Annotated in this window: 15 protein-coding genes; 12 read left to right on the plus strand and 3 right to left on the minus strand. The window is 67.7% G+C overall.

The window, feature by feature from the left end:
• Window positions 1-64: 64 nt before the first annotated feature.
• Window positions 65-616, minus strand: coding sequence for a type II toxin-antitoxin system PemK/MazF family toxin (locus LCL87_RS12720; RefSeq protein WP_225020118.1), 552 nt, complete (start codon window positions 614-616; stop codon window positions 65-67).
• 148 nt (window positions 617-764) lie between these two features.
• Here LCL87_RS12720 and LCL87_RS12725 point away from each other — a divergent pair, with 148 nt between their 5' ends.
• The 4 genes from LCL87_RS12725 to LCL87_RS12740 all read left to right on the plus strand — a co-directional run bounded on the left by LCL87_RS12725 (window position 765) and on the right by LCL87_RS12740 (window position 5485).
• Window positions 765-1211, plus strand: coding sequence for an Rv1352/Rv1906c domain-containing protein (locus tag LCL87_RS12725; protein WP_225020120.1), 447 nt, complete (start codon window positions 765-767; stop codon window positions 1209-1211).
• 606 nt (window positions 1212-1817) lie between these two features.
• On the plus strand, window positions 1818-2168 hold the full coding sequence (locus tag LCL87_RS12730) for a hypothetical protein (protein WP_225020123.1): 351 nt from the start codon (window positions 1818-1820) through the stop codon (window positions 2166-2168).
• A gap of 426 nt (window positions 2169-2594) precedes the next feature.
• Complete coding sequence (gene lepA, locus LCL87_RS12735) at window positions 2595-4541, plus strand: translation elongation factor 4 (RefSeq protein ID WP_225020125.1); 1947 nt, start codon at window positions 2595-2597, stop codon at window positions 4539-4541.
• 11 nt (window positions 4542-4552) lie between these two features.
• Window positions 4553-5485 (plus strand): nitronate monooxygenase, encoded by a 933-nt coding sequence (locus LCL87_RS12740; RefSeq protein WP_225020128.1) that lies wholly within the window; start codon window positions 4553-4555, stop codon window positions 5483-5485.
• A gap of 9 nt (window positions 5486-5494) precedes the next feature.
• On the opposite strand, the gene LCL87_RS12745 is transcribed toward LCL87_RS12740, so the two are convergent.
• A complete protein-coding gene (locus LCL87_RS12745; RefSeq protein ID WP_225020130.1) occupies window positions 5495-5872 on the minus strand; it encodes a VOC family protein in 378 nt (125 codons plus the stop codon).
• A gap of 47 nt (window positions 5873-5919) precedes the next feature.
• Window positions 5920-7884, minus strand: a complete 1965-nt coding sequence (locus tag LCL87_RS12750) for a glycoside hydrolase family 15 protein (RefSeq protein WP_510850753.1) — start codon at window positions 7882-7884, stop codon at window positions 5920-5922.
• A 106-nt stretch (window positions 7885-7990) separates the two neighbouring features.
• Here LCL87_RS12750 and LCL87_RS25865 point away from each other — a divergent pair, with 106 nt between their 5' ends.
• The 8 genes from LCL87_RS25865 (at window position 7991) to LCL87_RS12780 (ending at window position 13770) form a co-directional block, all read left to right on the plus strand.
• Window positions 7991-8080, plus strand: a complete 90-nt coding sequence (locus tag LCL87_RS25865; protein ID WP_510850754.1) for an Ms4533A family Cys-rich leader peptide — start codon at window positions 7991-7993, stop codon at window positions 8078-8080.
• A 237-nt stretch (window positions 8081-8317) separates the two neighbouring features.
• Window positions 8318-9346, plus strand: a complete 1029-nt coding sequence (locus LCL87_RS12755) for a sulfate ABC transporter substrate-binding protein (protein WP_225020131.1) — start codon at window positions 8318-8320, stop codon at window positions 9344-9346.
• Between the two features lie 92 nt (window positions 9347-9438).
• Entirely contained in the window at window positions 9439-9663 is a 225-nt protein-coding gene (locus tag LCL87_RS12760) for a hypothetical protein (RefSeq protein ID WP_225020133.1), read from the plus strand.
• Window positions 9664-9825: 162 nt separating this feature from the next.
• Entirely contained in the window at window positions 9826-9915 is a 90-nt protein-coding gene (locus LCL87_RS25870) for an Ms4533A family Cys-rich leader peptide (RefSeq protein WP_350317242.1), read from the plus strand.
• A 195-nt stretch (window positions 9916-10110) separates the two neighbouring features.
• Window positions 10111-11142 (plus strand): extracellular solute-binding protein, encoded by a 1032-nt coding sequence (locus LCL87_RS12765; RefSeq protein ID WP_225020135.1) that lies wholly within the window; start codon window positions 10111-10113, stop codon window positions 11140-11142.
• Complete coding sequence (gene cysT, locus LCL87_RS12770; RefSeq protein ID WP_225020136.1) at window positions 11142-12023, plus strand: sulfate ABC transporter permease subunit CysT; 882 nt, start codon at window positions 11142-11144, stop codon at window positions 12021-12023. Before LCL87_RS12765 ends, cysT begins: the two co-directional genes overlap by 1 nt.
• On the plus strand, window positions 12020-12826 hold the full coding sequence (gene cysW / locus LCL87_RS12775) for a sulfate ABC transporter permease subunit CysW (protein WP_225020137.1): 807 nt from the start codon (window positions 12020-12022) through the stop codon (window positions 12824-12826). Before cysT ends, cysW begins: the two co-directional genes overlap by 4 nt.
• Window positions 12823-13770, plus strand: coding sequence for a sulfate ABC transporter ATP-binding protein (locus tag LCL87_RS12780; protein WP_225020138.1), 948 nt, complete (start codon window positions 12823-12825; stop codon window positions 13768-13770). Before cysW ends, LCL87_RS12780 begins: the two co-directional genes overlap by 4 nt.
• The last annotated feature ends 26 nt before the right edge of the window (window positions 13771-13796 follow it).

Raw genomic sequence — 13796 nt, forward strand, 5'->3', positions numbered from 1 at the left:
CACGCGTGATGCGTGCCGGGCCCTGTCGCATGTGCAAGAGGTCGTGGGAGAGGCCGGTGCCGGGTCAGTGCCAGCTGTAATCCGAGCGCAGGCGGGCCGCCACCGTGTCGAAACGTGCGCGGTCGAGGACGGCGCCCTCCCGGCGGATACCGGCCTCGGGGACGTCGAGGACCCGGTCGAGCCGCACCCAGCTCGGCCGGTTGTCCGCGTCCCACGCTCCGGCACCGAGTGCCAGCCAGTTGGGCTGGTCGCCGCGGTCGCTGTTGGACGAGAGCATCAGGCCGAGCAGAGTGTTGCCGTCCCGGCCCACGACCAGCACCGGCCGGTCCTTGCCCTGGCCGGGGTCCTCCTCGTACGTGACCCAGGTCCAGACGATCTCGCCCGGATCGGCGCGCCCGTCGAGGTCGGGGGAGTACTCGATGCTGCGGGCGCGGTGTGCCGTCGGTGAAGTCCGTCGCGACACCGGGCGTCCCGGCACTCCGGTCTGTGGGCCCGCGAGCGCTGCTGTCGCCCGTTTGACCGCGGGCGTGTTCTGTACTTGGCGCAGGAGCTTCGGACCCTGCGCGACGGCGAAGTCGCCTAGCTTCTTGCCGATGCTGCCCCAAGTGCTCGCCATGACAGCCGAGCTTAATGGTGGAGGCATCCGGGGATCCCGGACAATCGGCCGGAACTTCCTGCGTCGTTTCCGCCGCCACGTCGTCTGCTGCGGGCTAGTCTCCTCCGGACGCGCAGCCGGTGCGCGACTTCTTGGGGAAGGTGCCAGCATGCCCGATCGATCAGTCCTGCCCGGGCGTAGGCAGACGAAATGGGCTGCGGGAGCGGTCGCCGCGATTGCCGCTGTCGGGATGGCCGCGGGCGGGGCGGGGGTGGCAGCCGCCGACACCGGTTCCTCCGGATCACTGGACACGACCCAGACCAGGATCCTGACGGACGGGCTGTACCGCGTCGGCGTCGACGTTCAGCCGGGGACGTACACGACAGCCGGCGCCCTCCCCGGCAGCCTGCTTCCCTGCACCTGGACCCGCGTCGTGGAGCTGACTTCCGCCGGCATCCTCACGATCGAACCCGGGACCTCGTTCACGCCGGTCACTGTCACGATCGAGCCGGGCGACGACGCGTTCATGACTACCGGCTGCCGAGTGTGGAGCCTGGCCGGCGGACCCGGTTCGGTCGACTTCGGATCACTGGGTACGGGCTCGCTCGGCTCGTGATGATTCGTGTCTTTCCGCGCTCTTCGGGAATGGGCGGAGCGTCCACGGTGAAATTGACGACCGATCGGCTTTGCGTCAATTCGATGATTTCACCCATAACCTCACCACATATCGGCGCGACACGGCGCGGTACCGGCGGCTAGCTTCTGTTCGGCCGTCGGTAGGTATCGTCGTGCAGCCACTTTCGCTTGAAGGAGTTAGCCATGGGTTCGTTTTCCGAGTTCACGCCGGCCGAAAACATTGCAGGAATTGTCAGCTGGGCTTTCGGAAGCCTCGTCCTCCTCGGCGTCGCCAGTGCTCTGAGCAGCGCCAGCTGAACGACATCCCTGAACGCGGCAAGCCCCGACCATCGCACGAGATGGCCGGGGCTTCGTCGTACGGTCCCGTCATCGTTCGTCGAGACCGCGGCCTACCGGAAGGCGCGAGCTTCGGGGCGGCTCTTGGGTGCGCGTTCGTAGCTCGGCACACCATGTTCGCACACACGTTCGAATCCGGTGCTACGCTCCAGTTGGTTGCCGAACGAGGGAAGCGGACGGCGGCCGTACCGGGCGCCTCGCTCGTCCCCCCTTTGAGTGAGGCGCCCGGCTATAGATTCGGGAGGCTGTCATGGATGCGTTCGGGGCTCACCGGTTCGTGAGGAACTACCCGTTCAGCGAGTTGCTGCCGTTGGGGTGGCAGGTCGAGCGTGTGGAGTTGCCGAAGGATCGCGGCAACGGCGAAGGCGTGATTCGGGTCGCCTACTTCGTCGACGGGTTCGGCCGGCGTCTCGTGTTCGACGTGACCGAGGATGGCCGGATGAGCAGGCACGCGACATATCAGCCGAATGGCTCGTTCACGGTGGTCGCGAACTATGCGGATGCCGCGTTGCGGTTGGCGGCAGTGTCGCCGTTCGCCCCGGTCGAGGAGTTGTGCGCACTGCCGGGCGTGGAGTTCGGGCACCGGTTCGTCGAGGTGTAGGTCACGGCTCCATGCCGTGGCCGGGAGCGCATCGCCGATACATCCGAGTGGTCTGCCGATACCGTCGCGGCGTACGCCGAGGTCGCGGAGCTCGCCGGCCCACACCGATACGGATCATCGAACGCTCTGGTGTTCGTCCAGATCAACGAGGGGCTCTCGGCCGCCGAGGGGCAGAAGGTCGAGCAATTGGTCTCCGGCCTGTAGGCGGCCGGTCGAACCGCTTCGTCCTCGTTCGTCGAGACTGTGGCCTGCCCGGCTGGAAGAGCCTCCACGACCTCAGTCACTTCTTCGCATCGACGTTGATCTTCGCGGGCGCGTCGGTCCCGATGGTGGCTCAGTGCCTTGGTCGCAAGTCGCCTGCCGTGACCCTCGATGTGTACGCCCACCTATGGCCAGGGGATGATGAGAGGGCACGGGACGCAGTCGATGCGATCCTGGTGCGGGACCAGTGCGGGACGGGCGACCGGACCGGGTCGATGTCAGTGCGCGAGTGAGACGAGGGAATTGGGCTTGAGCAGCAACTTTGCGGAGAAGACGTTCACGGATCCGTCGAAGATCCGGAACTTCTGCATCATCGCGCACATCGACCACGGCAAGTCGACTCTCGCGGACCGGATGCTGCAGCTCACCGGTGTCGTCGAGGAGCGCGCGATGCGCGCGCAGTATCTCGACCGCATGGATATCGAGCGCGAGCGCGGCATCACCATCAAGGCGCAGAACGTGCGGCTGCCGTGGACGGTCGAGAACGAGGACGGCACGACCGAAGAGATCGTCCTGCACCTGATCGACACGCCCGGTCACGTCGACTTCACCTACGAGGTTTCCCGCGCGCTCGAGGCCTGCGAGGGTGCGGTGCTGCTCGTCGACGCCGCCCAGGGCATCGAGGCGCAGACCCTGGCCAACCTGTACCTGGCGATGGAGAAGGATCTCACCATCATCCCGGTGCTCAACAAGATCGATCTTCCTGCCGCCGACCCGGACCGGTACGCCGCCGAGATCGCGCACATCGTGGGCTGTGAGGCCGAGGACGTGCTGCGGGTCTCCGGCAAGACCGGTGTCGGCGTCAAGGAACTGCTCGACGAGGTCGTCAAGCAGGTGCCCGCCCCTGTCGGCGATGCGGACGGTCCGGCGCGCGCGATGATCTTCGACTCCGTGTACGACGCCTACCGCGGCGTCGTCACCTACGTGCGCGTGGTGGACGGCAAGATCCGTCCCCGCGAGAAGATCACGATGATGTCGACCGGCACCACGCACGAACTGCTCGAGGTCGGCATCATCTCGCCCGAGCCCAAGGCCACCGCCGGTCTGGGTGTCGGTGAGGTCGGCTACCTGATCACCGGCGTCAAGGACGTGCGGCAGTCGCGGGTCGGCGACACGGTCACCACCTTCCGCAACGGCGCGTCCGAGCCGTTGACCGGCTACCGCGATCCCAAGCCGATGGTCTACTCCGGCCTGTACCCGCTGGACGGTTCCGACTACCCGGTGCTGCGTGACGCGCTGGACAAGCTGCGGCTCAACGACGCGGCGCTGGCCTACGAGCCGGAGACCTCGGTGGCCCTCGGTTTCGGCTTCCGTTGTGGCTTCCTCGGCCTGCTGCACATGGAGATCACCCGGGACCGGCTCGAGCGCGAATTCGGCCTGGACCTCATCTCCACCGCACCGAACGTGGTGTACCGCGTGGTGATGGAGGACGGCTCCGAGCACGACGTGACCAACCCGTCGTACTGGCCGGAGGGCAAGATCCGCGAGGTGTACGAGCCGATGGCCAAGTGCACCGTCATCGCGCCGAGCGAGTACACCGGCGCGATCATGGAGCTGTGCCAGTCCCGGCGTGGTGAGCTCGGCGGCATGGACTACCTCTCGGAGACCCGCGTCGAGCTGCGCTACACGCTGCCGATGGGCGAGATCATGTTCGACTTCTTCGACGCCCTCAAGTCGCGAACGAAGGGCTACGCGAGCCTCGACTACGAGGAGTCCGGTGAGCAGAATGCGGCGCTGGTGAAGGTGGACATCCTGCTGCAGGGCGAGGCCGTCGACGCGTTCAGTGCGATCGTGCACAAGGACGCCGCCTTCGCGTACGGCAACAAGATGACCACCAAGCTGCGCGAGCTGATCCCGCGTCAGCAGTTCGAGGTGCCCATCCAGGCCGCGATCGGCGCGAAGATCATTGCGCGCGAGAACATTCGCGCGATCCGTAAGGACGTGCTCGCCAAGTGCTATGGCGGCGACATCAGCCGTAAGCGCAAGCTGCTCGAGAAGCAGAAGGAGGGCAAGAAGCGGATGAAGACCATCGGTCGCGTCGAGGTCCCGCAGGAGGCCTTCGTGGCGGCGCTGTCGAACGAGTCGGTGGCGGACAAGCCCAAGGGCAAGTAGGAGGGGACACGATGATCGGCACCTGGTTGACCCGTGAGTTCGGGCTGGAGGTGCCGATTTTCGGCGCCCCGATGGGTGGCCGCGCTGGCGGCCGACTCGCGGGGGAGGTCACCCGGGCCGGCGGGCTCGGTCTACTGGGTGCCGCGCGCTACGCGACGCCGGAGTGGATCGCCGCCGAGTCCGCGATCGCTCGCGAGATCGGCGGCGGCCTGCTCGGTATCGGGCTGATGACGTGGTCCCTCGACGCCGACGACTCCCTCCTCGACGCGGCGCTCGCCGAGAAGCCGCGCGTGGTGTCGCTGTCGTTCGGTGACCCGGCCCCGTACGTCGAGCGGGTCCACGCGGCGGGAGCGCTCGCCGTCTCCCAGGTGAACACGCTCGAGGACCTGCGGGTCGTCGAGCGCGCCGGGGTCGACTTCGTGATCGCTCAGGGCGGCGAGGCGGGCGGGCACACCGGACGGATCGGCACCCTCCCGCTGCTGCAGGAGGTGCTCGACGCGACGAATCTGCCGGTGCTCGCGGCCGGCGGCATCGGCACGGGCAGGGGACTGGCGGCGGTGATCGCCGCCGGCGCGGACGGCGCCATGATCGGTACCGCGCTGCTCGCGAGCCCCGAGACGATCGGCCCGGACTACGCCCGGCGGAAGCTGATCGAGGCCGGCAGCGCCGACACCGTCTACACGTCGATCTTCGATCAGGCCCGCGACCAGCCGTGGCCGGCCCGGTGGGGCGGCCGGGCGCTCGCAAACGACTACACGGCCAAGTGGCACGGCCAGGGTGCCGACAACGAAACCCTCTCCGCCGCCTACGATTCCGGCGACGCCGACCAGGGTGTGGTCTACGCGGGCGAGGTGGCGGGTCTCGTCACGTCGGAGCGACCGGCTGGTGAGGTGGTCCGCACAATCGCGGCCGACGCCGAACGCCTGCTGCGCCGGACCTTCTGACGCCGCCGCTCACTCGGGGCGGTGACAGACCGCCTCGACGTTGTTGCCGTCGGGGTCCCGCACGAACGCGCCGTAGTAGCCGGGGTGGTACTCCGGCCATTCACGGGGTGCGTGCAGCACCTCGGCGCCGGTAGCGACCGCGGCCGCGAAGAAGGCGTCGACCGCGGCGCGGGTGTCGGCCACGAACGCGACGTGGTTCTCGCGGAAGCCCGCGTCGGCGGGCTCCAGCGGGCTGATCCAGAAGTCGGGATGCGGCGGCACGCCGTATCCGATGACTCCGGGGACGGGTTCGACGACCCGCTTTCCGTCGAGCGGGGCGAGTGCCGCGTCGTAGAAGGCGGCCGCGGCCGCGATGTCGGCGCATTGAATTCCCACGTGATCCAGCATGCGCAGATCGTGACACACGTCACCGACAGATGCGGAGCTTCCGGACGTCAGGACGGGCCGTGCGCGGGCTGGAACGTGCCGGTATGGCCCGACTCCTCGGCGCGGATGACGTGCACGACGGCGTTGATGAGCGCCAGGTGGGTGAAGGCCTGCGGGAAGTTCCCCAGGTGTCGGCCGGTCTTGGGGTCGATCTCCTCGCCGTAGAGCTTGAGGGGGCTCGCGAACCCGAGCAGGCGCTCGCACAGGTCCCGGGCCCGATTCACCTCCCCGATCTCGACGAGCGCCGACACCAGCCAGAACGAGCAGATCGTGAACGTCCCCTCCTTGCCGGAGAGGCCGTCGTCGGTGGACTCGACCCGGTATCGAAGCACCAGGCCGTCTTCGGTGAGCTCGTCCGCGATCGCCAGCACGGTGGCCTTGATGCGGTGGTCGTCGGCGGGCAGGAACCGTAGCAGCGGAGCCAGCAGCAGCGACGCGTCCAGGGACAGGTGCCCGTAGCGCTGCGTGAACACCCCGCGCTCGTCGACGCCGTGCTCGAGGATGTCGGCCTTGACCTCGTCCGCGATCTCGGCCCACTGTGCCGCGTACTCCTTCTCGCCGTGCAGCGCGGCCAGTTTGACCCCGCGGTCCAGCGCCACCCAGCACATGATCTTCGACGACGTGAAGTGCTGCGGTTCGCCGCGCACCTCCCAGATCCCGCGGTCGGGCTCGCGCCAATGCTCGACGACCTCCTCGATCTGCCGTTTGAGCAGCGGCCACAACGTCTCGGGGACCTGGTCGCGAGAGCGCACGTGCAGATACACCGAGTCGAGCAGGGTGCCCCAGATGTCGTGCTGGTTCTGGTTGTAGGCGCCGTTGCCGATCCGTACGGGCAGGGCCCCGTCGTACCCCTTGAGGTGGCCGAGCTCCTCCTCGACGAGGGTGTGCTCACCGCCGACGCCGTACATCACCTGCAGCGGTGCCGGATCGCCGTTGTCCGACTGTGCCGAATCGAAGATGAACGAGAAGAAGTCGTTGGCCTCACGGTCGAGACCGAGCGTGTAGAGGCCCCACAGTGCGAAGGTCGAATCCCGCACCCACGCGTAGCGGTAGTCCCAGTTACGTTCTCCGCCAGGGGTTTCCGGAAGCGATGTGGTGGGCGCTGCGAGCAGGGCGCCGGTGGGTGCGTAGGTGAGGCCCTTGAGGGTGAGGGCACTGCTCTGCAGGTGGCTGCGCCACGGATGGTCGGGGAATCGTCCGATCGTCACCCACTGGCGCCAGCACTCGGTGGTCTGCCACATCTTGTCGGCGGCCTCGGCGAACGTCTGTGGGGCCGCGAGCTCCGACCACGACAGTGCGACGAATGCGTTGTCGCCCTCGACCATGCGGGTGCGTGCCCGTGCCTCGCGGCCCTCGACGCCCAGGCGCAGATTCGAGGTCAGGCGCAGCGCCGGATGCTCGCCGCCGGTGCGGCTGGTAGCGGTGGCCTCCTCGTACACGTTGCCGGTGTACTCCCAATGGGCCGGGGCGCGGTTGTAGTCGAACGCAGGCTCGCAGCTCATCTCGACCTCGACGGTGCCGCTGACGCACTTGACGGTGCGCAGCAGGATATGTTCGGCGTCCCAATCCGAGGGTGTCCGGCGTCGGGTGGGGGACCGCTGCGCGTTGGCGTGCCACGGGCCCATCACGAGCGTGTCGCGGACGATGAGCCAACCTGTCTGCGTCTGCCAGGTCGTCTCGAGAATGAGCCCGCCGGGAAGGTAGCGCCGCGCGGCCGGCACGTTCTGGCCGTACGGACCGATCCGGAAATGGCCGGCGCTCCGGTCGAGGATCGCGCCGAACACGCTGGGGGAGTCGGGACGCGGGACGCACATCCACTCGACGGCGCCGTTGCGTGCGACCAGGCAGTTCGTCTCGCAATCCGAGAGGAAGGCGTAGTCGTCGATCGGCGGGAACATGGTGCGACGTTTCGGTGCCACCTCGTCGGAATCGGCGATGGGTGCGGTGACGGGCTGCTCGTCCGCGGACGTCATCCCCTCATCATCGACCCGGGCGCACGCCGACGTCCACGTTTCGGTGCCACCACGGAAGGGTCGGTGAGGTTCGCCGGAAAACGGGGTGTCTGTTACTCTCTGCGGCGTGTCTGTTGCCACCGCCCACCGCGTCCGCCATGAACTGGCGTTGATTGCTGTCGGCGATCTGGCAGTTGCCGACATTCATTGTCGCTGACGCCTTTTCTCGGCGTTCACCTCCGCTCGAATCCGGGCGAATTCGGTCCGTGGTCGGACCTTTCGTCATACCTTGTCGAGTGGTGCACCGACGGCCTGCCCTGTGCCCGGTTCGTCCTGAACGCCCCTCCGCTGCAGGACATCCCGTCCGATCTCTGTGAGTGCGGTCCGGCACGTGCCGGACTGGTTCCGTACGTCATCACCTTCATCTGTGAGCCTGGTAGGAAGGCAATCCCCCATGAGGCATCGTTCCCGTTCGTTCCTGACCGCCCTCGCCGCGATCGGCGCTGTCGCACTGACCGCCTGCGGCGGCGGTTCCAGCGACGTCGTCGGCGGCACCGAGACCGCCGACGGCAGCGGCGGCACGATCAACCTGTTCGCGTACGCGGTACCGAAGCCCGGGTTCGACAAGGTCACCGTCGGGTTCGCCGAGACCGAGGAGGGCAAGGGCGTGCGGTTCAACCCGTCGTACGGCGCCTCGGGTGACCAGTCGCGCAAGGTCAAGGACGGCGCGCAGGCCGACTTCGTGAACTTCTCCGTCGAACCCGACATCACCCGCCTGGTGGATGCCGGTCTGGTCGACGAGAACTGGAACAAGGACGCGTACAACGGAATTCCGTTCGGTTCGGTCGTCACGATCGTCGTCCGCGAGGGCAACCCGAAGAACATCCAGGACTGGGACGACCTGCTGCGGCCGGGCATCGAGGTCGTCACGCCCAACCCCTTCAGTTCGGGCTCGGCCAAGTGGAACCTGTTGGCGCCGTATGCCGCCAAGAGTGAGGGTGGGAAGAATCCGCAGGCGGGTCTGGACTACCTCGACAAGCTCGTGGGCGAGCACGTGAAGGTGCAGCCCAAGTCGGGACGCGAGGCCACCGAGACGTTCCTGCAGGGCACCGGCGACGTGCTGCTCAGCTACGAGAACGAGGCGCTGTTCACCGAACGCAACGGCGATCCCGTCGAGCACGTCACCCCGCCGGTGACGTTCAAGATCGAGAACCCGGCCGCGGTGATCTCGAACAGCCCGAACGCCGCCCAGGCGACGGCCTTCCGCGACTACCTCTACACCACCGACGCGCAGCGACTGTGGGCCGAAGCCGGCTTCCGGCCCGTCGATCCGGCCGTCGCGGCGGAGTTCGCCGCCGACTTCCCGCAGCCGGAGAAGCTGTGGACCATCGCCGACCTCGGCGGCTGGAAGGCCGTGGACGCCGAGTTGTTCAAGCAGGGGACCGGCAGCATCGCCGTGATCTACGAGAAGGCGACCAACTAGCCGTCGTGCGTGCGGTGTGAGCGGCGGTGACCGGACGGGGCGACGATTGCGCCGCGTTCGGTCACCGCCCCGGCAGCCGCTAGGGTGGTCGGGTGGATCAACTCGCGAACTGGTGGGACGGCGCCGAACTGTGGATCGCCGGCCTTCCGTTCATTCCCCAGGTTCTCCTGGTGCTCGCGGTGATGATCCCGGCCTGCTTCGGTATCGCCTGGCTGCTCGACCGCGTGTTGTCCGCGGTGTTCGCGGCGATCGGTCGTGCCGAACCGGCCGCGTCGGATGTCTGCGCGGAGGCGCGCTCGAAGGTGGAGGGTTCCTGATGCCGCGCTCACGCGTGACCCTGGCTCTGATCGCACTGATCGTCCTGGTCGTCATCGCCTGGTACTTCACCCGCTGACGCCTACCCGGCTCCCGGTCCGCCCGTCCCGTTCACCAGAAATGCGATTCGGACGGCGGTTCGGTGCTCTGCTAAAGTCTGCCGCGTGTCTGTAGTCGTCGCCCACCAGGTCCGCCATGAATTGGCGTTGATCGCTGTCGGCCGACTCGCAGTTGCCGACGTCGACTGTTGTTGATTCCCCCGTCGGTGTTCGCCCAGTCGTGACACGCGCGTTCCGTCCGAACGCGTAGCTTCCCGCCCGTCACCTCGCCGCCCACGTGTGCCGCGAACGCCTCCGTGCCCCGATAGCTCCCGCCGCCCGACCGTCCGGTCGGTTCGATCCTGTGCGAGCTCTTCTGCATCTGTCGGCATTGTAGGAAGGTAAATCCGTATGAACCATCGGTCCCGCTCCCTCTTGGCTGCGCTCGTCGCCGCCGGGACGATGGCACTTGCCGGGTGTAGCGGCGGTTCGAGCGACGTCATGGGCGGGGGAGACGTCGGTGCCGACGGCAGTGGCGGCACGATCAACCTGTTCGCATACGGCGTCCCCAAGCCCGGCTACGACAAGGTCACCGCGGCGTTCGCGGAGACCGTGGACGGTCAGGGTGTGCGGTTCAATCCGTCGTACGGTGCCTCGGGTGACCAGTCGCGCAAGGTCAAGGACGGCGCGCAGGCGGACCTGGTGAGCTTCTCCGTCGAACCGGAGATCAGCCGGCTCGTGGAGGCGGGCCTGGTCGACGACTCCTGGAACCAGAATGCCTACGGCGGTGTCCCGTTCGGGTCCGTCGTGACGCTCGTCGTGCGTGAGGGCAATCCGAAGAACATCCGCGACTGGGACGACCTGCTGCGGCCGGGCATCGAGGTGGTCACCCCGAATCCGTTCAGCTCCGGGTCGGCGAAGTGGAATCTGTTGGCGCCGTATGCCGCCAAGAGCGAGGGTGGGAAGAATCCGCAGGCGGGTCTGGACTACCTCGACAAGCTCGTGGGCGAGCACGTGAAGGTGCAGCCGAAGTCGGGACGTGAGGCGACCGAGATGTTCCTGCAGGGCACCGGCGACGTGCTGCTGAGCTACGAGAACGAGGCGCTGTTCACCGAGCGCAAGGGCGATCCCGTCGAGCACGCCACCCCGGCCGTGACGTTCAAGGTGGAGAACCCGGTCGCCGTCGTCTCGACGGGCCGGAACGCGTCCACCGCCGTCACGTTCCGCGAATTCCTGTACACCCCTGCGGCGCAACGCCAGTGGGCGCAGGCCGGGTTCCGCCCCGTCGATCCGGCCGTCCTGGCCGAGTTCGCGGCCGACTTCCCGGAGCCGCAGAAGCTGTGGACCATCGCCGACCTCGGTGGGTGGGACGCCGTCGACCAGGATCTGTTCGAGCAGGACTCGGGACGGATCGCCGCCATCTACGAGAACGCGACGAAGTGATGACGACAGTGACGACTCAGCCGACTCGACAGTCGGCGCAGACACCACCACCGAAACCGAAGGCACGTTTCCGGCGCAGGTTCGCCGTCACCGGCGCGGTCGGCCCGTTGGGCATCGGCATCGCGGGCCTGTGGCTCAGCGTCATCGTGCTGCTCCCGCTGGCGGCGCTCGCGGTCACCTCGTTCGAGAACGGCTGGGCCGGCTTCTGGGACGCGGTCACCGCGCCCGGCGCGCTCGCGGCGCTGCGGGTGACCGTCGTGGTCTCGGCGATCGTCGCCGTGGTCAACGTCGTGATGGGCACCGCAATCGCCTGGGTGCTGGTGCGCGACGAGTTCCCCGGCAAGCGAATCGTCAACGCGCTCATCGATCTCCCGTTCGCGCTGCCGACGATCGTCGCGAGCATCGTGCTGCTCTCGCTGTACGGGCCGCAGAGCCCGGTGGGCATCCACCTCAACGCGACGCAGCCGGGCCTGATCATCGCGCTGGCCTTCGTGACGCTGCCGTTCGTCGTGCGGTCGGTGCAGCCGGTGCTGATCGAGGCCGATCGCGAGGTCGAGGAGGCCGCCGCGTCGCTGGGCGCGAACAACTGGACCATCTTCCGCTCGGTGGTTCTGCCCACGCTCGCGCCGGCGGTCATCAGCGGTGCAGGACTCGCGTTCGCCCGCGCGATCGGCGAGTACGGGTCGGTGGTCCTCATCGGCGGCAACATCCCGCGCGAGACGCAGGTCGCGTCGCAGTACATCCAGCAGCAGATCGAGATCGACCGCCCGGTCAGTGCCGCCGCCGTCTCGGTGGCACTGCTGGCGATCGCGTTCGTGACGCTGTTCGTCCTGCGCGTGTTCGCGGCCCGCAACCAGCGCCGAGAGGAGAACGCACAGTGAAGCTGTCCCCGACGGCGCGGATCGGTCTGCGGACCATCGTCCTCGCCTACCTGTTCGTCCTGCTGATCATGCCGATCGCGGTGATCCTGTACCGCACGTTCGAGAACGGCTTCGTCGCGTTCTACCACGCGATCAGCACCCCGGCCGCGATCTCGGCGCTCAACATGTCGCTGATCATCGTGGCGATCGTGGTTCCGCTCAATGTCGTGTTCGGCATCGTGACGGCGCTCGCGCTGGTGCGCGGACGCTTCCCCGGGCGTGGACTGCTGCAGTCGGTGGTCGACCTGCCGTTCGCGGTGTCGCCCATCGTCGTCGGCGTCTCGCTGATCCTGCTGTGGGGCGCGAACGGCTGGTTCGGCGGGCTCGAATCGACCGGCTTCAAAGTGATCTTCGGATTGCCGGGCATGGTGATCGCCACCATCTTCGTGACGCTGCCGTTCGTGGTGCGCGAGGTGGAGCCCGTGCTGCACGAGATCGGTGAGGAGCAGGAACAGGCCGCGGCGACGCTGGGAGCGTCGAAGTGGCAGACGTTCACGCGAATCACCCTGCCCGCCATCCGGTGGGGCCTGACCTACGGCGTCGTCCTCACCGTCGCCCGCGCGCTCGGCGAGTTCGGCGCGGTCATCATGGTCTCGTCCGGCATCCCCGGGCAGTCGCAGACCCTGACCCTGCTCGTCCACTCCCGCTACATCGACGACCACAACACCTTCGGGGCCTACTCGGCGGCGACGCTGCTGATGGGTATCGCCCTGATCACCCTGCTGCTGATGACTCTGCTCGACCGCAAGAGGAGCACGACATGATCACCGTGACCGGTGCGCGCAAGAACTACGGCGATTTCGCCGCGCTCGACGATGTCACCCTCGACATCCCGTCCGGATCGCTGACCGCGCTGCTGGGCCCCAGTGGTTCGGGCAAGTCGACGCTGCTGCGCTCGATCGCCGGCCTCGAGCATCCCGACTCGGGCACCATCACCATCGCCGGTAAGGACGTCACCGGGGTGCCGCCGCAGAAGCGCGACATCGGCTTCGTGTTCCAGCACTACGCCGCGTTCAAGCACATGACGGTGCGCGACAACGTCGCATTCGGCCTCAAGATCCGCAAGCGCCCGAAGGCCGAGATCACCAAGAAGGTCGACGACCTGCTGGGGATCGTCGGGCTCGACGGCTTCCAGCACCGCTACCCGGCGCAGCTGTCGGGCGGCCAGCGTCAGCGCATGGCCCTCGCCCGCGCGCTCGCCGTCGATCCGCAGGTGCTCCTGTTGGACGAGCCGTTCGGCGCGCTGGACGCGAAGGTGCGCGACGATCTGCGGACGTGGCTGCGCCGCCTGCACGACGAGGTGCACGTGACCACGGTGCTGGTCACCCACGACCAGGAGGAGGCGCTCGACGTCGCCGACCGGATCGCGGTGCTCAACAAGGGCCGCATCGAGCAGGTCGGCACCCCGCAGGAGCTGTACGACACTCCGGCCAACGATTTCGTGATGTCGTTCCTCGGGCCGGTAGCGCGTCTGAACGGCCAGCTGGTGCGCCCGCACGATCTGCGCCTGGATCGCAACCAGCTGCCGCAGTCGTTCGCGGCCACCGTCTCCCGCGTCGTGCATCTCGGTTTCGAGGTCCGCGTCGAGTTGCAGCCCAAGACGGGTGCGCAGGAGCTGTCCGCTCAGATCACCCGCAGCGATGCCGAGGCCCTCGGTCTGCGTGAGGGCGAGACGGTGTACGTGCGGCCGAGCGATATCGCCGGCTAGACCTCCGCGCAACACGAAAGCCCGGT

This window comes from Prescottella equi (assembly GCF_020171745.1).
In the GTDB taxonomy this organism is placed as follows: Bacteria; Actinomycetota; Actinomycetes; order Mycobacteriales; family Mycobacteriaceae; genus Prescottella; species Prescottella equi_A.